This window comes from Nocardia elegans NBRC 108235 (assembly GCF_001612845.1).
In the GTDB taxonomy this organism is placed as follows: Bacteria; Actinomycetota; Actinomycetes; order Mycobacteriales; family Mycobacteriaceae; genus Nocardia; species Nocardia nova.
On record NZ_BDBF01000028.1, the window covers coordinates 22,002 to 41,047 of the forward strand.

A 19,046-nucleotide genomic window follows, 5' to 3' on the forward strand; every position below is an offset into this window, starting at 1 on the left:
GAGTATTCGCATGCCGACAATCGCCAGTACGAACGGCCGCTTCTTCGTGATCACCGACTGCGTGCCCCAGGTCCGGGCGGCGGCGACAGCGGCCGCCGCGGGCGGCACCCTCGCCACCCTCACCACCGCCACGGCCGCCGAGATCGCGTTCCCGGAAGGGGCTTTCGCCGACGTCGCATCCTGTGCCGGACCGCAGGCCGGGCCGACAGCCTGGTTCGCCACCTTCAACGGCGGGGTCCCCGACGGCTGTGTCTATGCCATCGACCTGACCACCGGGCAGGTGTGTACCGAGAACGCCAACCGAGCCGCGGCATGGACGCGGTTCGTGCTCGCCGCCCCGGCATGAGCCGGCGATGGCGACGCATTGGGGGACTCCGCTCACCGGGTACGCCGGAAGTACGGCCAGGCATTTCGGCGTAGGCGGCACCGATCTCGGAATCCCTTACGACCGAGATCATTTCGCGCCGCGCGCGTCGGGATTCGTCTTCGGCGACACGTTCACCGGTGACAGTCAGGGGTCCGGCACCTGGCTCGGATCTCCGGTAATGCTGTTCAGCTCTAACCTCCCGGACGCGACCACCACCTTTTCCGCGACCCCCGGTGGTGCGCAGGCGCGCCAGGCTCTCACCTACGCCCACAACGCCGACAACGGCTACGGGGTGGAGGTCAGCCGCATTCCCAACGACGCGTTCGTCGATCCGAACGGGCGGACGTGGCTGACCTACACCAGCGTTCACGACTGGAGCATCCCCGACGATCGATACGGCGCGCTGTTCTGTGGCCTGGCCTACTCCGACGACGACGGCGCGACCTGGACCGATTACGCGGCCGTGTGGCCCAACGACGGCAGCGACGGCTACGGCGGCTGGAGTCCGTTCATGATGCAGTCCTTCGCCGGGATCGGGAACAACAACGGCGACGGTTATCTGTACATCGTCTCGAAGGAGTGGGGGCGTAGCCACAATCGCAACGGCCCGGTCCTGATGCGCGTGCCGTGGCAGCAGATCGCCGTCCGCGCCGATTACGAATACTGGGGCTACAACGGTTCGGCCTGGCAGTGGGGCAATCCCACTCCCACGCCGCTGTTCGGCGGTATGGGCCCGATCGGCGAGGTGAGTGTGAAGAACATCGCCGGGACGTGGGTGATGTCCTATTTCGACGTCGCCGGCGCCTGCATCTCGACCCGCACCGCACCGGCCATCGATCGCGTCTGGACATCGCCGAAACGGCAGATCGTCGCCTCCGCACCGTGGTGGCAGTTCTGGGTTCGTACCTTCCCGCAACTCTACGGCGGCTACATCCACCCGCGGTCGAGCTCACTCACGGACATCACTCTGTATGTCTCCCAATGGAACACCACCACGAACAATCCGTATTGGGTGATGCAGTTCGACGGCATCACACCGTAGCCGCCCGGGTCAGCGCGGCGGGCGACCGGCGAGCATCGCCTTCGCCGCGGCGCGCAGGTCGGCGCGCGGGGCGCGGGTGTCGAGTTCGGCGATGCAGATCTCGCGCACCATCGCGACCTTCAACATCGACGCGGCATCCGGATCGGACCAGCCCACCGCGACCATATCGGGCCGGCTGGCGGCGAGGAAACCCTCGCGCCGCTGGGCGATCTCGGTGCGCAGGCCGGGATCCGACTGGGCTTGGAGCATGAAGGCCTCGGTGCCGCAGCTGTGCAGGCAGGCGTCGAGGAAGGCGTCGACGCTGACCGCGAGCCGGTCCGGACCCGGCGCCATCCCCCGGATCGCCTCCGCCACTCGCGCGCTGATGAGCGTGAAGAACTGGCGATACAGCGCCACCAGGTAGGTGTGGCGGTTGGGGAAGTGCCGATAGAAGGTGCCCTTGGCCATGCCCGCCTCTTCGACCACGGCATTGATCGAAAGGCGCTGTAGTCCTTCGCGTTCGGCTACGACCATGCCGGCGGTGAGCAGGGTGGCGCGGCCGGATTCGGCGACGACTGTCATGGCGAGGGCACTCCTGGAGCGTTCTGTTCGGAAAGTCTAGTCGTGATCAACCGGCGCGCCTACGCTGTGACCGATCGGTCGGCCCGGCACCGGGTTTCGAACGGCCGGTTGCGGTCATCGGTGACCGGTCCCGTTCCGGACGAACTTCTTTTGGGGGCTGGAATGTCCGCTCAGCGTAAAGCGAACGTCGGCGCAGTGGTGCCGCTGACATCCGATGCGTGTTATCGAGTCGAATTGCAGCGGCTGCTGCCGGCCGATTCGCCGCGTTCCACCGGGGAGGATCGCCGCCACATCGTGCGGCTGGCCGAAAGCGAGTCGCAGTGGCCGCCGATCCTGGTCCACCGCGCGACCATGCGGGTGATCGACGGGATGCACCGCGTCCATGCGGCGCGGATGAAGGGCATGACCCATATCGAGGTGTTGTTCTTCGACGGCAGCGCCGCCGAGGCATTCCTGCGCGGCGTCGAATCCAATGTGGTGCACGGGCTTCCGCTGACGCTGCCCGACCGGAAGGCGGCCGCGGAGCGCATCCTGGAATCGATGCCCGAATTGTCCGATCGTACCATCGCCACCAGTACCGGATTGTCGTCGAAGACGGTGGCGCGCATCAGATTGCGTTCGACCGGGGAAACTCCGCAGTCGAACATCCGGATCGGCGCCGACGGCCGTTCCCGGCCGCTGGATTCCTCCCGGCGGCGCCAGCAGGTGATCGAATTGCTCACGGCCTCACCGGATATGCCGCTGCGCGCACTGGCGGCGGCCGCCGATGTATCGGTCAGCACCGCGCACGCGATCCGGAAGAAGATGCGCGAGCGTCTGTGCTCGGACGGCGATACCGCCGAAGGGCCCGATACCAATGCCCTACTGCTGCAGAAACTTACCCGTGACCCCGCCATGCGGGCGAGTCAGCAGGGGCGAGATCTGTTGCGCTGGTTGCATTCCCATTCCATGAACCGCAAGATGTGGCCGCGGGTGGCCGAAGCGGTGCCGCCGCATCTGGCCGCGACCGTCGCGGAGCTGGCCAGCCGCAATGCGCGGGAGTGGCGTGCGTTCGCGGACCGAATCCAGTCCTCCGACACCGCCATCTGAACGCCCCACATTCGTCGCACTCCCGAGAGGTTCGGCACATGCTGTCCACCGTCGCCGCTTTCGCCACCCGACACGCCCGCGCGGTCCTCGCGGCATGTCTGCTGGTGGGCATCGTCAGCATCGCCTTCGGCGCCACCGCGCCGACGCATCTGAAGACGGGCGGGTTCTCGCCGCCCGATACCGAATCGGCACGCGTGTCGTCCTTCCTGGGCGACGAATTCCCCTCGGCCGCGCCGAATGTGGTTCTGCTGGTGCGCGCCCCCGGGGGAGTCGAGTCCGCAGCGGCACGGACGGCCGGTGAACGCGTGGTCGCGCAGTTGCACGCCGACCACGAGGTCGACGCCGTGCAGTCCTATTGGCAGCTGGCGCCTGATCTGCGCTCGGCGCTGCGCAGCGGCGACGGCCGGGAGGCGCTGGTGCTCGCGCACGTCGCGGGGGACGACACCACCGCACCGCAGCGCGCGGGCGCGCTCGTCGACCGGATCGGCGGTGACTACGACGGTGTCACCGTACTCGCGGGCGGTCAGGCCGTGGCGTTGAATCAGATGAGTGAGCAGGTGGTGAAGGATCTGATCGTCACCGAGGCGATCGCGGTCCCGTTGACCGGGCTGGCGCTGATCATCGTTTTCGGCAGTGTGATCGCCGCCGCGATACCCCTGGCGGTGGGTCTGTTCACCATCGCGGTCACGCTGCCGCTGCTGCGCATCCTCGCCGAGTTCGGCGACGTGTCGATCTTCGCGCTGAACATGATGAGCGCTCTCGGTTTCGCCGTGGCGATCGATTCGAGCCTGTTCCTGGTGAGCAGATTCCGCGAGGAACGCGCGGCCGGTCTCGACACCGGTGCGGCGGTCGTGCGCACCGCGCGGACCGCGGGGCGCACGGTGCTGTTCTCCGGTGCGGTCGTGGGGCTTTCGCTGTGCGCGCTGCTGGTGTTCCCGCTGTATTTCCTGCGGTCGCTGGCCTTCGCGGGGCTCTCGGTACTGGCCGCCGCCGTCGTCACGACCCTGCTGCTGGTACCGGCCGCGCTGGCGGTGACGGCGCCGCACCTGCACCGGTTCGATCTGCGAGTTCCGTTGCGGCGCTGGGCTCGCCGGCCGGCACCGAGCGGAGTGCCCGCGGCGCCGGCCGACACCCGCTGGTATCGGGTGGTGCGGGCGGTGATGCGCCGGCCGGTGCTGTCCGCGGTCGCGGTGGTGGCGCTGTTGCTGGTCCTGGGTACGCCGGCCCTCTCGATGCGATTCGGCTCCGCCGATGACCGTGTCCTGCACGGTGCGTCCAGTCACGAGGTCGGTGACGCGTTGCGCGGCGACTTCCGTGAGAATGCGCTGGCGGCGGTGACCGTGGCGCTGCCCGGCTACGGCCTCGTCTCACCCGAGCTGGAGCACTATGCCGCCAATCTCTCCCGGGCCGAGGGCGTGACCTCGGTGTTGTCCGCCTCGGGAGTGTTCGCCGAAGGAACCCGGGTCGCGGCGGCGCCGGACGGGATGAGCACGCCGGCCGGAACCTTTCTGCGGGTCGGCACCGAGGCCGACCCGTCGTCGCCGGCGGGCAACGATCTGTTGCACCGGATTCGTGACGTGCCTCCGCCGAGCCCGGCGCTCTACGGCGGCGCCGCCGCCGAGAACGCGGATTCGGTGCACGCGTTGACCTCTCGGTTGCCGCTCGCGCTGGGCCTGATCGCCGTGTCGACCCTGCTCGTACTCCTGGCTTTCACCGGCAGCGTGTGGCTTCCGGTCAAGGCGTTGCTGCTGAATACTCTGTCGCTGTCGGCGACATTCGGCGCGATGGTATGGATTTTTCAAGAAGGTCATTTGTCGGCAATATTCGGTTTCACGCCTACCGGATTTCTGGTTCCGACCATGCCCATTCTCATGTTCTGTCTGGCCTTCGGCGTTTCCATGGATTACGAAGTATTCCTGCTCTCCCGAATTCGTGAGGAATGGATTGTGACCGGAGACAACACCCGGTCGGTCGCGATCGGCGTGGCTCGCACGGCGCGCATTTTCACCGCCGCCGCACTGCTCATGACGATCGCCTTCGCGGGAATGGTGACCTCGCGGGTGTCCTTCATTCAGCTGTTCGGCCTGGGGCTGGCGCTCGCGGTGCTCAGCGATGCCACCCTGATCCGCGGCATCCTCGTTCCGGCCCTGATGCGCCTGCTGGGCGCGGCCAACTGGTGGGGGCCGACATGGCTGCGGCGGTTGCCGGCCGGACTCGAGGGCGGGCCGGATCCGGATTCCCGGGCCCGGCCGGGGCCGGATCCCGTTCCCGTACAGAATTGACCGACCGAAAAATGCGCGAGGCGCCGGTACGCACCGGCGCCTCGCGCATTTGTGTGCGTTCGGAATTCGTTGACCGGTCCGAATCGCACACCATAGGCTGCACGTATCCGGTACAGGTGTCCGGAATTTGGACAACGCCGCGGTTCGTCCCGACGAATTCGGGCACTGTTCACAGCCAGGAGTGACAATGGTCGACATTGCGATAGTAGGTATCGGCTGCCGTTTTCCCGGTGGCATTTCCGATCCGAAAGGTTATTGGGATTTCCTGCTCGGGCGCGGCGACGGAATAGTGGATATTCCGCCGGACCGATGGAGCATCGACAAGTACTACGACCCGGATCCGGACGCACCCGGCCGGATGTACACCCGCCGAGGCGGCTTCCTCACCCAGCCGCTGTGGGACTTCGACGCCGACTTCTTCGGCATCGCCCAGCGCGAAGCCGCGATTCTCGATCCGCAGCAGCGGCTGCTGCTGGAGGTCACCTGGGAGGCGCTCGACGACGCCGGCATGGCAGGGCGGGTGTCCGGCGGCCGGGTGGGGGTCTATGTCGGCGGCTTCATCCTCGACAACGCCCTCGGGCGCAGCGGGCCGCTGGTGCGGGCGGCGATCAACAACCACACCGCGATGAGCGCCTCGCACACGCTGCTGTCCAACCGGATCTCCTATCTGCTGGATCTGCACGGGCCGAGCCTGACCGTCGACACCGCGTGCTCGTCGTCGCTGGTGGCCACTCATCTGGCGGTGCGGGCGATCGTCGCCGGAGAGTGCGAGACCGCGATCGTCGGCGGCGCCAACGCGATGCTGCAGCCGGAAACCTTCATCTCCATGTGCAAGGGCCGGTTCCTGTCCGTCGACGGCCGCTGCAAGACGTTCGAGGCCGGCGCCGACGGCTACGGCCGGGCCGAAGGGGCCGGCGCGGTGGTGCTCAAGACGGTCGATGTCGCCGTACGCGACAAGGACCGGATCTACGCGGTGATCCGCGCGACCGGCGTCAATCAGGACGGCCGGACGATGGCGATTCCGGTGCCGAATCCGGTTGCCCAGCAACAACTCGCCGCGCAGGTCCGCGAGGAGTCCGGCATCGCGGCCCGCGACATCGGCTATCTGGAGGCACACGGCACCGGCACCGCGGTCGGCGACCCGATCGAGATGAAGGCGCTCGGTCAGGTCTACGGCGCAGTCGACGGCCGGACCGCGGCGGTGCCGGTCGGATCGGTGAAGAGCAACTTCGGCCACACCGAGGCGGCGGCGGGGGTGGCGAGCCTGATCAAGGCCGCGCTGACCCTCCACCACGGCACGGTCGCGCCGCACTTCTCGCTGTCGAATCCCAACCCGGAGATCGCGTTCGACGAATGGCGCCTGCGGGTGCCGCTCGACAGCGAGCCGCTGCCGGGCATCCCCGGGCAGCGGGCGGTCGCGGTCAACGGATTCGGCTACGGCGGCACCAACGCCCACGTGATTCTGACCGAGGCGCCGGCCCCGGCCGCAAGCCCCGAACGGCTCGACCTACCGCGGATCGCGCCGCTGTCGGGCCGCTCCGAGGCCGCGGTGCGCGAGACCGCGGCGGAACTGGTCCGAACCCTGCGCGACGACACCGTCGACTCGGTGACGGCGGCGCTGTGGACCCGGCGCGCGCACCATTCGCTGCGCACCGGATTCGTCTACCGCGATGCCGAGGATTTGCGTACTCAGCTGCACGACTTCGCATCCGGTGCGGGTAAGGCGCCCGCCCGCGCGGTCGGCGACGGTTCGGTCGAGCCGGTGTTCGTCTACAGCGGTATGGGCCCGCAGTGGTGGGGGATGGGCCGCGAACTGCTCACCGCCGACACCACCTTCGCCCGCGTGGCCCGCGAGGTCGACGCGGAATTCACCGCGGTGGCGGGCTGGTCGATTCTGGCGGAGATGCTTGCCGAGGAGCAGGATTCGAAGGTCGCGCAGACCGCCGTCGCGCAACCGGCGAACTTCCTGCTGCAGGTGGCGTTGACCGCCGAGCTCGCCGAGTACGGCGTGCGTCCGGCCGTGGTCGTCGGTCACAGTGTCGGCGAAGTCGCCGCGGCGTACGTGTCGGGCGCGCTGTCGCTGCGCGACGCGGTCCTGGTCAGCTATCACCGGTCCCGATTGCAGGCCACCACGGCGGGAACCGGGGGCATGCTCGCGGTCGGCATGCCCGAGGCGGATGTCCGGACCTTGCTGGCCGACAGCCCCGGCATCTCGATCGCGGCGGTGAACAGTCCCAGCGCCGTCACTCTCGCCGGCGACAGCGCCGACCTGGAGATGCTGCGCGATATGCTCTCGGCGACAGGAACTTTCGCGCGCATGCTGCGAGTGGAGGTGCCTTATCACAGCCATCTGATGGATCCGATCCTGGCGGATCTGTCCGACGCGCTGGCGGAGCTGACCCCGGGCGCGGCCACCGTGCCCAGCTATTCGACGGTCACCGCCGACGCGCTCGAGGGCACCGCCTGGACCGGGGCCTACTGGTGCCGCAACGTACGCGAACCCGTGCGCTTCGCCGACGCGATATCGAGCCTGCTCGACGCCGGACATCGGGTCTTCGTCGAGGTCGGGCCGCATCCGGTGCTCAGCGGCAATATCCGCGAGCTGCTGATCCACCGCGGTGTGGTCGGCGCGGCGGTGAGCACGCTCTCGCGCGACCGCGACGACCGCCGCCACATCCTGCAGGCGGTGACGGACCTGTATGTCGCCGGTTCCCTCGACGGCACCCGGATTCCCGGCCACCCGGAGGCGGCGCGGTCGCCGTATGTCGCGCTGCCGAGCTACCCGTGGCAGCGCAAGCGGCTGTGGCACGACGAGCCGATCACGACGCGCGACAAACTCGGCGCCGCGAACAGCCCCGCGCTGCTGGGCGAGACCACGGCCGGCGCCGGATCGGAATGGGAAGTGCAGCTGTCGGTATCGCGACTGCCGTGGCTTCCGGATCATGTCGTCGACGGGCATGTGGTGCTGCCCGGCGCGGCCTACCTCGACGCGGCCCTCAGCGCGGCGACCGAGCGGACGGGCCGCAGCCGGATCGGGCTCGAGGACATCGAATTCGTCGCGCCGCTGGTGATCGACGAACACGACGTCCCCGTGCTGCGCGTCACGGTGGAGGAGAGCACGCGGCGTTTCACCGTCCACTCCCGCCCCGCCTCGGCCGAGGTCTGGACCCGCAACGCGATCGGACGGCTCGTCGAAACCGATTTCGACACGGCGGTCGAACCGTTCGGCGCGCCCGAGGGAGCGGCCGTGGTGGCCGGCGCCGACCTGTACACGGGCCTGGCCGCGCGCGGTCTCGACTACGGCCCGGCGTTCCAGCGCATCGTCTCCGCGGTCATCGGCGGCGATACCGTGCTGGCGAGCGTCACCGGCGATGCGCCCGCGAATCCGGACCACCCGCATCTGGCCCATCCCGCGGTGGTGGACGCGGCGTTGCAGTGCGTCGCCGCGCTGGCCGCCGACAGCGGTCCCGACGCGGGCGCGATCGTCCCCGCAGCCATCGGCGGCGTCCGCCTGCTGGCGCCGCTGCCGCAGCGGCCCCGGGTGGTCGTCACCCGGCGCGGCACCGATCCGTTGCGCGCCGATATCGCCATCCTCGACGAGGACGGCGCGGTGTCGATGCGGATGACCGGGGTGGAGTTCCGCCCGGTGTCGGTGCGGCCCGATGTGGTCCACCAACTGGGTGGGGTGTTCTACCAGCAGGTGTGGGAAGAGGTCGACTACGTCGAATTGCCTTCGGCACCAGCCGGATTGGTCGTCATCGGCATCGGCGCCGATACCGCCGAACGGGTGGCCGCCCTGGCCGGCGCGGACTCGGTGACGAGTGTGGTGCTCGCCGATGTGGACGAGATCGACGAGGAGCGGCTGCGTGCGGCGCTCACCTCGGCGTCCGGTCCCCGGCACGTCGCCGTGGTGGCCTGCGGTGATGCGCCCGCCGACGGCACCGTCTACGCCCTCGCACGGATCGCGGCGGTAGTGGAAGCGCTGCTCGCCGAGGATGATTCGACCGATCTTCGGTGCGTGGTGATCACCGAGCACGCCCTGTGCACGCCGTCCGACACGGCAACTCATCCCGAACACGGGGCGCTGGTCGGGGCGCGACGGGCGCTGCTCAACGAGCAGCCGGCGGCCGGATGGCGTCTGCTGGACCTGGACGAGGCGGGCTGGGACGACTGCCGCGCACTGGTTGTCGCCGACGACATCGGTGACGAGATCGCGGTGCGCGCGGGCACCGCCTGGGCCGTGCGGATCGCGCAGAATCTGGACGATTATCTGCGGCAGCGTGATACCGCCCGGCCGCTCACCGATCCGGAAGCCGGATTCGAGGCCGAGATTCCGCGTTCGCGGCTGCTGTCGGATCTCTCGTTGCGCGAATCCGCTCGGCGCGCGCCCGGACCGCGCGAGGTCGAACTGCGGATGGACGCAGTCGGTCTCAACTACAAGGACGCGATGAAGGTCCTGGGCGTGCTGACCGAGAAGGAACTCGGTGACACGTACTTCGGCATGACCGTCGGTATGGAGGGCTCGGGTGTGGTGACCCGGGTCGGCGCGGATGTCGACGAGGTCGCCGTGGGTGACCGGATGATGGTGTGCGCGGGCGACATCCTGCGCCGCTATGTGACGATGCCGGTCGACGCGGGCGCCTCGCTCCCGCATCGGCTCGATCCCGGCGAGAGCTACGATCCGCTCACCTGTGGTTCCGGATTGCCGTATCTGACAGCGGAATTCGGTCTGCGGACGCTGGCGCGGCTGCAACCCGGTGAGACCGTGCTGGTGCACGGCGCGGCCGGGGGCATGGGAATGGCCGCGGTGCAGGTCGCCCAGCACATCGGCGCCCGCGTCATCGGCACCGCCAGTACCGAATCGCGGCGCGATCAGGTGCGGCAGCTGGGCGTCGACGACGTCCTGAACTCGCGGTCCGCGGGGTTCGCCGACGAGATCGCGGCCTTGACCGGTGGCCGTGGCGTCGATGTGGTCTACAGCTCCGCGCCGGGTGAGATTCTGCGCCAGAACTTCCGGGTCGCAGCGGAATTCGGCCGGATCGTCGATATCGGCAAGGCCGACATCTACGGCGGCGGTGTGATCGACCTGGCCCCGTTCGACCGCAACCTGACCTTCTTCGCGGTGGATATGGACCGGGCGCTGGCCCACGATCCGGAAATTCTGCGGGCGCCGCTGCGGATCGCGCAGCAGCGGCTGCACGACGGCACCTACCGCTACCTGCCTTATACGGCGTATCCGGCGTCGGAGTTGCCGGCCGCGTTCGAAAGTGTCGCGCGCTCACAGCATGTGGGTCGCGTGGTGATCGATATGCGGGAGCGGGAGCCCGCGGTGCGGCCACCACTCGGGCATCCGGTGATCGACCCGGACGGGGTGTATCTGGTCACCGGTGGATTCGGTGGATTCGGTCTGGCCACCGCTCGCTGGCTGGCCCGTTCGGGAGCGCGCCGGCTGGTGCTGGTGGGCCGGCACGGCGCCGTCACGCCGCAGGCCGTCGCCCAGGTGGCGGCGTTCACCGAGGCGGGCATCGAGGTCGTCGAGGAACGCCTGGACATCGCCGACTACGCCGCGACCGTCGCACTGCTGCAACGGATTCGGAGCACGGCGCCGCTGCGGGGCATCTTCCACGCCGCCGGTGTCGTGGACAATCTGCCGATTCCGCAGATCACTCGCGACTCGCTGAGCGGATTGTTCACCAAGGTGCGCGGCGCCTACAACCTCGACCGCGCACTCACCGCGACCGGGATCGAGCCGGACATGTTCGTGCTCTACTCCTCGATCAGCGCGCTGGGCTGCATCACACCGCAGGTCGGCTATGCGGCGGCCAACGCCGCACTCGACGGTCTGGCCGCGAGCCGGCGTGGACGTGGTGCCGCGGCGCTGTCGGTGAACTGGGGCTTCATGGCCGGTGGCGGTATGGCCGACGGCAGTGAGGCGCTCGTCGGGTACGTCAAGATGCTGGGCTTTCGCCCGATCGATATGGATCGCGCGACGGCGTTGCTCGCGGAATGCCTCGCGCTGGACACCGCGCAGGTCGCGGTCGCCGATATCGACTGGGGTGTGTGGGCGAGCGGCGCCCGGCCCTCGGTCGAGACCCGGCGCTTCCGGCAGCTGCTGGCCGATGCCGGCGTCGGCGGTGAAGGGCAGGGCAGTCTGCGCGGCGAGGTGATGGCATTGCCGCCCGAGCAGCGCGCCGATTTCGCGGCCCGCCAGCTCGCCGAGCAGTTGGCGGTGGTGCTCGGCGTCGCCGTCGAGACGGTCGATATCGACGAACCGGTCACCAATGTGGGAATGGATTCGCTCATGGCCATGGAATTCGGCGCTCGTGCCGAGAAGTCGCTGGAAGTGAAGATCTCCGCGCTGGAGCTCAGTCGCGGACTGTCGTTGCGCGGCATCGCTGCCCGGGTGGTCGAGCGGTTCGGCGAAAGCTCCGCGAGCGAACCGGTGGCCATCGTCGCCGCCGGTCCGGCCGACGATCCCGAGGACGAGGCGGATGCGGCATGAGTACCGGACAGATCGCCTATCCCGATATCGATACGGTGCTCGGGGACCGGACCGGCCGATTCTTCGGTGAAGGCTACAAGCGCATCGGCCACGAGATCTTCGACATCACCGTCGAGCCGCGGCCGGCGGGGCCGACACTGACCGCCGTCGCCGGGGTGCGCTACCCGCTGGACTGGTCGCAGAAGAGCACCCGGGTGCTCACCCCGCACCTGAGCAGCATCGACTGTTCGATCTTCGGCTACCGGCTGCTGGCGGTGATCCTGCGCGAGTGCGGTATGAGCGATGCCGACATCAGCCGGTGCTGGATGCCGTTCGTGCAATTCAGCAGCGGCACGGTCGCCACCGAGAACCTGGACCGGTTCCCGATCGAAGCGGCCGTCACGAGCAGCACGGCGAATACCATGACCATTTCCGGATCATTCGGCAGCACAATGGAATTGGAGGCCGTCGTCGCGCTGCCCACCCCACCCCGGTTCCCGGCGCCGGGTCCGGCGCGGACGGTGGCCGAGCCGGTGGGCGGCTACTCGCACGGTCCGGTCTACGGGCGCAGCCAGTACCTGCGCGATATCCGCCTCGACGGCGAGGGGACGAGCGCGAGTGCGGAATTCACCCTCTCGCTGGGTGATTCGGACGCGTCCGGCACCGGAGTCGCCGATTTCTACCAGCCCTCGATCACCTTGGTCGACGCCACGGTGATCCTGGCGCAACTGTCGCAGGTCGTGCTGTACGAGCTGGACAATATCGCCCGCAAGGACAGCGAGACGTTGTGGATGCGCCGGATGACCGCGCGCGCGGAGGCGCCCCCGCCGCCGTACACGCCGGGTTCGGCCACCACGCGGATGGCGCGCTCGATGGTACTGGGATTCGGCGGGGGTAAATGGCGGATCTCGAATTGGGAGTCGGAATTCGCCGACTGCTCGATCCGCTACGACCTCGCCCACCAGCTACCGGCCTGACCTCGAAAAAACCTCTCTCGAAAGGCTTTCCATGTCCGGAACAAATTATCGGCGCATCGTCGTCTCCGGCACGTACTCCACCGGCAAGACGACCACGTCCACCGCGCTGGCACTGCTCACCGGCATTCCCCGGGTCGACGCCTCCTCGGCGCGCGAGGTGGTGACCGAATTCTTCCCCGGAATGCGCTTCCAGGATCTGAGCACCACCGAACTGATGGCGCTGGGCTTTCGCCGCCTGGAGTTGCGCATCGAGGCCGAGACGTTGCTCGAGGCGCAGGGCAACGGTTTCATCGCCGACGGATCGGTGCTCAACGAATGGGTCTACGGGGCGACCCGCCTGATCACCGGCCCGAATCCGGGGTCCACCCGCTTCCACAAGATCGTCAAGAACACCGTGACCCTGCCGGGCCGCCCGTTCTTCCGGCGCTACCTGGACGCCTACGGCGAGATGGCGCGCCAGCGCGCCCGTAAGGGCTACGACATCTTCTTCCACCTTCCGGTGGAGGTGCCGATGGATCCCGACGGACATCGTCCGGTGGACGAGCGCTACCGTGCCATCTCCGACAGCAAACTGCTGCACACCATCAGCGAGCTGGGGGCGCCCGTGGTGACCGTGCGCGGCACACCCGAACAGCGGCTCGAGCAGATCGTGAAGGTGCTCGACATTCCGACCGTCATGGATATCGATGTGGCGGTGAAGGAGGCGGTCGAGTTCGTCCGCACCAGCCGGGAACGGGTCCAGGAGATGATCATCTCCCAGGCGCAACCGCACACCATGGGACGCAAGCTCCGCTTCGCCGTGCGGGTGTAGCGCGTCGGACCCCGCGGCCGGCTCGTATCGGTGCGAGCCGGCCGCGGCGCTGTGTCGCGTCCGTCAGCGCAGCGACCAGGGCGCGGCCGCCTTCTTCTCGGCCCACCGATGCGGATCGCATTCGAGCTCGGCGCGATCCCACCGGCCCAATTCGGCTGCGGCCGCATATGTTTCGCGCAGAAATGCCGCCACCACGGTGTTCGGATCATCCGCCGTCCGCACGGTTTCATACGGAAGCACGAATTCCCCCAGCGTGGCGTCGTAGCCCGCCCCCGGCACCTGCAGCTGCCGCTCGCGGTAGCCCTCGGGTTCGGGATATGCGTAGGCGTAGAACGCGCCTTCCTCGCCGCCGCCGGGCCAGAATCCACAACTGCTGAGTTCGTGGGAATAACCCTCCACCATGACCCAATCGGCACAGTGCGGCGCACCGCCGCCGTGTTCCGGCGCGGTTCGCCCCGAAAATCGGGTATAGGCGAGATCCATTGCGCCCCAGAAGAAATGCACCGGACTGGACTTGCCGACATATCCCGACCGGAATTCGCCGAGCGCGCGATTCGCATGCACGAGCTGGCGCCAGAACGCCCGCGCGGACTCCGGATCGTAGGAGGCGTGCCGGGTATCCTCCGCGAACGGAATGGACGGATCGACCTCGTTCGGCCGCCCCTGAATCCGCGTCCGCAACCCGAGTTCGTCGAGCGCCTGCATGGTTTCGGCGTAGAACTGCGCCACGGTTTTCGGTGCGAGCGCCACACTGCGCATATCGCCGGTGTCGGCGCGGATCACCAACCGATCCGCGAGAAAGTCGAATTCGATATCGAACAGCCGATCACCGTAAGGAATCGCCGGCGTCATCAGCCCCCGCGGACTCACGAAAAGCGTGACCTGCCACCAGTGATTCAACAACGGAGCGTGCGCGAGCCGAACCTTCCCCACGATCTGCATCCACATATGCAGGGTCTCCCGCGTCTCCGCCCACTCCGCAACCCGCAACCGCGGCCACGCGGTGGAATTCGTCTCCGACATATCGATGGTCCCTTCGTTGCCGATGTCGATTCGAGTCACGGAGTGCGAGGAGATTCCGCCGCTACCGCGGGAAGGGTCCGTAGCGCCCAGTTACGAAACGACGTCCACTCGACCTCGGGCGTCGCGCGATGCAGAGCCTCGATGTCGACGCGGTAGCCGCCGGCGTCGAGGAATGCCCACATGGCGTGCATATCCGGATTGCCGATGGCGTCGAGCGACGTCTGCCGATGGACGACGGGCCGGCCCAGCGCGTCACCGATGGCGGCGGCCATGTCGGCGGGTGTGGGGGCGTCGCCGGCCAGTTCGACGCGCTCGCCGAGATAGCGGTCCGGCTCGCGCAGAACATGAGCGACGAACTGCCCGAGATCTTCTCGCGCAAGCTGCTGTAGCGGGCGATCGGAAGGTATGGGTAGCTCCAGCACGCCGTCGAGAAGCTCCCGGCGGCCACCGAGCGCGTTGTCGAAGAAATATGTCGGTGCGACGACGGTCGCCGGCAGACCACTGGCCGTGAGTTCATGCTCGATCACCGCTTTGCTCTCGAAATGCGGAATCATCGTGTTCTGATCCGCCGACGCCACAGAACTGAACACCAGATGCGGCACCCCCGCATCGCCGGCCGCCCCGATGATCGCCCGCCCCTGCCGGACCTCCGCATCCACACCCGTCTCGAACGGTGTGGTCAGGGCGAACACGCCCGCGACATTCGCCATCGCCGCCGCGAGCGCGGCCCGGTCGTCCAGCGATCCGCTCACGAGTTCCGCGCCGCGCTCACCGAGCCGCTGCGCCCCACGGCTGCGCGGATCGCGCACCATCGCGCGCACCGCCACCCCGCGCGACAGCAATGCGTCGGCAACAGCCCCGCCTTGTCCCCCCGTAGCTCCGAGTACCAGTACTGGAGGATGTGTCACAGCACTCCAATCCGATCAATTGGTCAGAAGTATCGACAGGCTACGTCAGCGCAATCGGGAGTGGTGATCGTTCGCCCGTCCGCGGGGCGAATGAGCCGCGCCTTCCGGCGGCGTGAGTCGGGCAGAAGGTTCGCCGTTGATCGATCATGTCGCCGACGCAGTCTCCCGTGTGGTCGGGGAGTATGACCCGAGGTGATGCGCCAGGCCCGGTTCGAGCGCCGAGTACCATCGGGCCAGCCGCCGCGGGTCGATCGGAGAGGAATCATCCGTACGTCGAATTCCGTCCACGTTTCACTGTTGCCCGACGTGATCCGTGCCTACATGCGGGCTCACGGGTTGACCAAGCATGAGGAAATGGCACGTGTATTGGGCGTGGACCGGACGTTGGTGTAGAAGTACCTCAGCGGCGCTCGGGACTGCCGAGAGATCTTCCTCCGGAGACTTTCGGGCTGATGGAGCTCGCGCAGTCCATGCCTGTCGACCCCGCCGACACGGTGGCGGATTGGCGGCTCGTGCGTCGAACGTTGAACCGGAATCGGCACGAGCTGACGGCGACTGCCGCTCGTCTGTACTGGGATTCGGTGCCGATCGAGGGCACCACCTGTATCACTCGGCCGAATTGGATGGCGCCGATGCCGCTCGACCTCGACTTGATCCGGCTCGAATTCGACGCCGACGCTCCGCCCCCGATATGCGATGGCACCGAGGTGGAGTCGGAGCCTTATAGGCCGATGCGTCCGAATGGGCTGTCGCGGTACACGAGGTACAGCCAGGCGGTCAGAGCGATCGCACGTCCTACTCTGTTCGAGAACCGGATGTCGTATCGTTTGCTCGACGTCTCGTTCGACGAGTGCGGGGGCCGGATGGCGTTCGGATCGACGACATACTTCGACATGGTCGACGTGTGCGAGGTCATCGCCCACGAGACCGCAGCCGTTTATGGACAGCGCATCGCGGAGCTTCTCGCATCACACTGGATGACCTGCCCTTCCGGAACCGGGTCGGCGACCTGTTCGATCCCAGGCGTCGGCCGATCCTGCCGAGTATCAACACCCTGACCATCCGGCGGGCGCCGGCGGGAGACACCTTCTTCCTCCATCGTCGCGGTTCGAACCTGGTAACGCTGGCCGCCGGACTGACACACATCATTCCTGCGGGTGTGCTCCAGCCGGCTGCGATCGGTCAGGTGAACGTGGCACGTGATTTCAGTCTGTGGCGGAACATGATTCGCGAATTTTCGGAGGAGTTTCTGGACACGCCGGAACATGATGGGAGCAGTGGCACGCCGGTCGACTACGACATCGAGCCACTTCGTACGCTGACCGAAGCGCGTGCGGCCGGAAAGGTCCGGGCATGGTGTTTCGGTGTGGGCCTCGACCCGTTGGCGCCGGCCGGTGAAATCCTCACCGCTGTCATCATCGACTCGGACGTTTTCGACACGGCGTTCGAGGGGTTGGTTTCGCGGAATTCCGAGGGCGAGATGTATCCCACGGAGGATGGCACTCTGGGGATCCGCTGGACATCGGAGAATGTTCGGCGCGTGCTGAACCGGGAACCGCTGGCAGCAGCCGCAGCGGCGTGTGTGGCCCTGACCTGGCGGCACAGAGCGACACTACTGGCGTAGTGCCAGTGCCATGATGGCCTGGTGCGCGTAATGGTCACCGGGGCGAATGGCTATGTCGGTCGGGCCGTTGTCTCGGCATTGAGCGCCGCCGGGCACGAGCCGGTGGCTATGGTGCGCGTCGAGGGGGCGGAAATCGCAGGGGCGACGGAGATGCGTCGGGCCGATCTCGTCGACATCGACTCGCTACGCAGGGCAGTCCGCGACGTCGATGTGGTCTGCCATCTCGCGGGACTGACACGGGCGCGGGATTCGTTCACCGAATCTCTTCAGTATGTTCGTGTGAATACCGGGGGAACGATCGCGCTGCTCGAAGCAATGGACGCCAGCGGTGTGAGCCGCATCGTCTTCGCGTCGACCGGTGCCATTTACGGGGCGCCGGAACGCCAACCGATGAACGAGGAAGTTCCGGACGCTCCGCCGCATCCGTATGCGATGAGCAAACGTGCGGCCGAGCTCGCGGTCGAGGCCCGCGCAAGCGGTGGGGAAGTCGCGGCGGTGATTGCGCGGATATCCAATGTTGCAGGCGGAATCGACCCGGATCCGACCAGGCTGGTTCCCCGAGCTCTGACGGCTGCCGCGAGGCAAAGCCCCCTGGCGATCAATGGTGATGGTTCCGCCGTTCGCGACTACCTGCATCTACAGGATGCGGCAGCCGCGTTCGTGGCCTGTGTTGAGCATCTCCCCGACGCCGGAAACGTCGTCCGCTACAACATCGGGAGCGGACACGGCACCAGCGTTATGGACGTAGTCACTGCCGTCGAGCGGACTACCGGCCGCCCGGTTCCGCTGGAGTATCGCCCGGCGGCGCCGGAACCGGCGACGCTGGTGTGCGATCCCGCCAAAGCCATCGCCGAAATGCATTGGTGTCCGCGCAATTCCGATATCGGCACGATCGTCCGGGATGCCTGGGCTGCGGGAGCCGCAGCTCCTGTGGTGTGACAGCCGGCCACCTTCTCCCAAAGTGACGAATTGTCACACTGCTCGGCTCGTCTTCGTACCACTCTTGTATATGAGGATCTCGCGATCAGCGAAAGAGTTCCGCGGCAGGCGCTTCGGCCCTCCTGCAGTCCTCGATATGGTCCGCTTCAGTGCTGCCCTAGCGGCATTACAATGCAAGGGGAAGCTTGCCAATGAACAGCTCGGATGTTGCGGTGCTGGCTGTGCTGGCACCGGGTGGTCTGCTGACCACCGCGCAAATTCGCCGCGATGCTGAATTGCCCTGGTGGCGCGTACGCTTCGCGCTCACGCACTTATCGGCGTGCGGATTCATCGTGTTCTGCAATTCGTGGGCCCGGTGGCAGATCAGCGAACGCGGTCGGTCCGCGCTCGCGGGAAGGCAGTGATGAACGGATGGGCCTTGCTCGGCCTTGTCGTCTGCATCGGTCTACCGCTGAGCGTTCTGATTGCGACGTTGATTGTCCCCCAGCGAATTCCGAAGGACCGCAAAGTGGATGTCATTCGCCGCCGGATCGAGAACGAGGACCGGTGACATCGCGAGGAGATGTAATGGACGATGAAATGCCGCCACGCGCAGCGGGTTACGTCTGTGTGGACCTCGTGAAGACCGCGCACCGGTTCGATCTGCCGATGCGGGCAGTCGCCCGACGGCTCGGCTATGTCTACATCGGGCTGACCACAAGCAGCAGCCTGATCGTTCCGGAGACATTGCTCGATCACCTGTCGGCCCATCGGATCGAGCTACTGATCGTGCCCGACCTCGGACATCTCCGTGGCCGGGTCCCGCGGGAACTGGCGGAGATCACCGATATTCACGATCTTTCCAGTCGGTCCACCTACGAGCGGGGCGGTGGTTACGCGCCGGACTATGGCGCGGTGAATCCGCTTGCGCCGAACCGGCCGACGGGGCGGTAGTCGGGCGCA

General features: G+C 67.4%; 15 protein-coding genes. 12 read left to right on the forward strand and 3 right to left on the reverse strand.

Going from position 1 to position 19,046, the window contains the following annotated elements; all coding sequences use genetic code 11:
* Window positions 1-10 precede the first annotated feature (10 nt).
* On the forward strand, window positions 11-346 hold the full coding sequence (locus NE2_RS20240; RefSeq protein ID WP_063028423.1) for a PQQ-binding-like beta-propeller repeat protein: 336 nt from the start codon (window positions 11-13) through the stop codon (window positions 344-346).
* Window positions 347-353: 7 nt separating this feature from the next.
* Window positions 354-1,409, forward strand: a complete 1,056-nt coding sequence (locus NE2_RS20245; protein WP_063028425.1) for a glycoside hydrolase family 183 protein — start codon at window positions 354-356, stop codon at window positions 1,407-1,409.
* A gap of 9 nt (window positions 1,410-1,418) precedes the next feature.
* Here NE2_RS20245 and NE2_RS20250 read toward each other — a convergent pair whose 3' ends face one another.
* Window positions 1,419-1,970: a TetR/AcrR family transcriptional regulator gene (locus tag NE2_RS20250; protein WP_030518493.1), complete on the reverse strand. Its 552-nt coding sequence runs from the start codon at window positions 1,968-1,970 to the stop codon at window positions 1,419-1,421.
* A gap of 162 nt (window positions 1,971-2,132) precedes the next feature.
* Here NE2_RS20250 and NE2_RS20255 point away from each other — a divergent pair, with 162 nt between their 5' ends.
* The 5 genes from NE2_RS20255 to NE2_RS20275 all read left to right on the forward strand — a co-directional run bounded on the left by NE2_RS20255 (window position 2,133) and on the right by NE2_RS20275 (window position 13,610).
* Window positions 2,133-3,059 carry a ParB/RepB/Spo0J family partition protein gene (locus NE2_RS20255; RefSeq protein WP_063028545.1) on the forward strand — a complete coding sequence of 309 codons (927 nt, stop codon included), beginning with the start codon at window positions 2,133-2,135 and terminating at the stop codon, window positions 3,057-3,059.
* 38 nt (window positions 3,060-3,097) lie between these two features.
* Window positions 3,098-5,341 (forward strand): MMPL family transporter, encoded by a 2,244-nt coding sequence (locus NE2_RS20260; RefSeq protein ID WP_063028427.1) that lies wholly within the window; start codon window positions 3,098-3,100, stop codon window positions 5,339-5,341.
* Between the two features lie 187 nt (window positions 5,342-5,528).
* Window positions 5,529-11,843: a type I polyketide synthase gene (locus tag NE2_RS20265; protein ID WP_063909439.1), complete on the forward strand. Its 6,315-nt coding sequence runs from the start codon at window positions 5,529-5,531 to the stop codon at window positions 11,841-11,843.
* Window positions 11,840-12,799, forward strand: coding sequence for an AvrD family protein (locus tag NE2_RS20270; protein WP_063028429.1), 960 nt, complete (start codon window positions 11,840-11,842; stop codon window positions 12,797-12,799). The genes NE2_RS20265 and NE2_RS20270 overlap by 4 nt, the downstream gene beginning before the upstream one ends.
* Window positions 12,800-12,830: 31 nt before the next feature.
* Complete coding sequence (locus tag NE2_RS20275) at window positions 12,831-13,610, forward strand: ATP/GTP-binding protein (RefSeq protein ID WP_063028431.1); 780 nt, start codon at window positions 12,831-12,833, stop codon at window positions 13,608-13,610.
* 63 nt (window positions 13,611-13,673) lie between these two features.
* Here the strand turns inward: NE2_RS20275 and NE2_RS20280 are convergent, their stop codons facing one another.
* On the reverse strand, window positions 13,674-14,633 hold the full coding sequence (locus NE2_RS20280) for a DUF5996 family protein (RefSeq protein WP_063028547.1): 960 nt from the start codon (window positions 14,631-14,633) through the stop codon (window positions 13,674-13,676).
* 35 nt (window positions 14,634-14,668) lie between these two features.
* A complete protein-coding gene (locus NE2_RS20285; RefSeq protein WP_063028433.1) occupies window positions 14,669-15,541 on the reverse strand; it encodes an NmrA/HSCARG family protein in 873 nt (290 codons plus the stop codon).
* A 904-nt stretch (window positions 15,542-16,445) separates the two neighbouring features.
* Between NE2_RS20285 and NE2_RS35810 the strand changes: the two genes are divergently transcribed.
* From NE2_RS35810 to NE2_RS20310, 5 genes are all read left to right on the forward strand, one after another.
* On the forward strand, window positions 16,446-17,165 hold the full coding sequence (locus NE2_RS35810; RefSeq protein WP_146165214.1) for a hypothetical protein: 720 nt from the start codon (window positions 16,446-16,448) through the stop codon (window positions 17,163-17,165).
* A gap of 30 nt (window positions 17,166-17,195) precedes the next feature.
* Window positions 17,196-18,104, forward strand: a complete 909-nt coding sequence (locus tag NE2_RS20300; protein ID WP_084494185.1) for an NAD-dependent epimerase/dehydratase family protein — start codon at window positions 17,196-17,198, stop codon at window positions 18,102-18,104.
* Window positions 18,105-18,316: 212 nt separating this feature from the next.
* Window positions 18,317-18,508 carry a hypothetical protein gene (locus NE2_RS20305; RefSeq protein WP_157110950.1) on the forward strand — a complete coding sequence of 64 codons (192 nt, stop codon included), beginning with the start codon at window positions 18,317-18,319 and terminating at the stop codon, window positions 18,506-18,508.
* A complete protein-coding gene (locus tag NE2_RS35815) occupies window positions 18,508-18,654 on the forward strand; it encodes a hypothetical protein (protein WP_157110951.1) in 147 nt (48 codons plus the stop codon). The genes NE2_RS20305 and NE2_RS35815 overlap by 1 nt, the downstream gene beginning before the upstream one ends.
* A gap of 17 nt (window positions 18,655-18,671) precedes the next feature.
* Window positions 18,672-19,037: a hypothetical protein gene (locus NE2_RS20310; protein WP_063028443.1), complete on the forward strand. Its 366-nt coding sequence runs from the start codon at window positions 18,672-18,674 to the stop codon at window positions 19,035-19,037.
* The last annotated feature ends 9 nt before the right edge of the window (window positions 19,038-19,046 follow it).

Excerpts from the sequence above, each read along its gene's own strand:
- NE2_RS20240 (WP_063028423.1), top strand. The coding sequence starts at position 11 with ATGCCGACAATCGCCAGTACGAACGGCCGCTTCTTCGTGATCACCGAC.
- NE2_RS20245 (WP_063028425.1), top strand. The coding sequence starts at position 354 with ATGGCGACGCATTGGGGGACTCCGCTCACCGGGTACGCCGGAAGTACG.
- NE2_RS20250 (WP_030518493.1), bottom strand. The coding sequence starts at position 1,970 with ATGACAGTCGTCGCCGAATCCGGCCGCGCCACCCTGCTCACCGCCGGC.
- NE2_RS20255 (WP_063028545.1), top strand. The coding sequence starts at position 2,133 with ATGTCCGCTCAGCGTAAAGCGAACGTCGGCGCAGTGGTGCCGCTGACA.
- NE2_RS20260 (WP_063028427.1), top strand. The coding sequence starts at position 3,098 with ATGCTGTCCACCGTCGCCGCTTTCGCCACCCGACACGCCCGCGCGGTC.
- NE2_RS20265 (WP_063909439.1), top strand. The coding sequence starts at position 5,529 with ATGGTCGACATTGCGATAGTAGGTATCGGCTGCCGTTTTCCCGGTGGC.
- NE2_RS20270 (WP_063028429.1), top strand. The coding sequence starts at position 11,840 with ATGAGTACCGGACAGATCGCCTATCCCGATATCGATACGGTGCTCGGG.
- NE2_RS20275 (WP_063028431.1), top strand. The coding sequence starts at position 12,831 with ATGTCCGGAACAAATTATCGGCGCATCGTCGTCTCCGGCACGTACTCC.
- NE2_RS20280 (WP_063028547.1), bottom strand. The coding sequence starts at position 14,633 with ATGTCGGAGACGAATTCCACCGCGTGGCCGCGGTTGCGGGTTGCGGAG.
- NE2_RS20300 (WP_084494185.1), top strand. The coding sequence starts at position 17,196 with ATGGTCACCGGGGCGAATGGCTATGTCGGTCGGGCCGTTGTCTCGGCA.
- NE2_RS35815 (WP_157110951.1), top strand. The coding sequence starts at position 18,508 with ATGAACGGATGGGCCTTGCTCGGCCTTGTCGTCTGCATCGGTCTACCG.
- NE2_RS20310 (WP_063028443.1), top strand. The coding sequence starts at position 18,672 with ATGGACGATGAAATGCCGCCACGCGCAGCGGGTTACGTCTGTGTGGAC.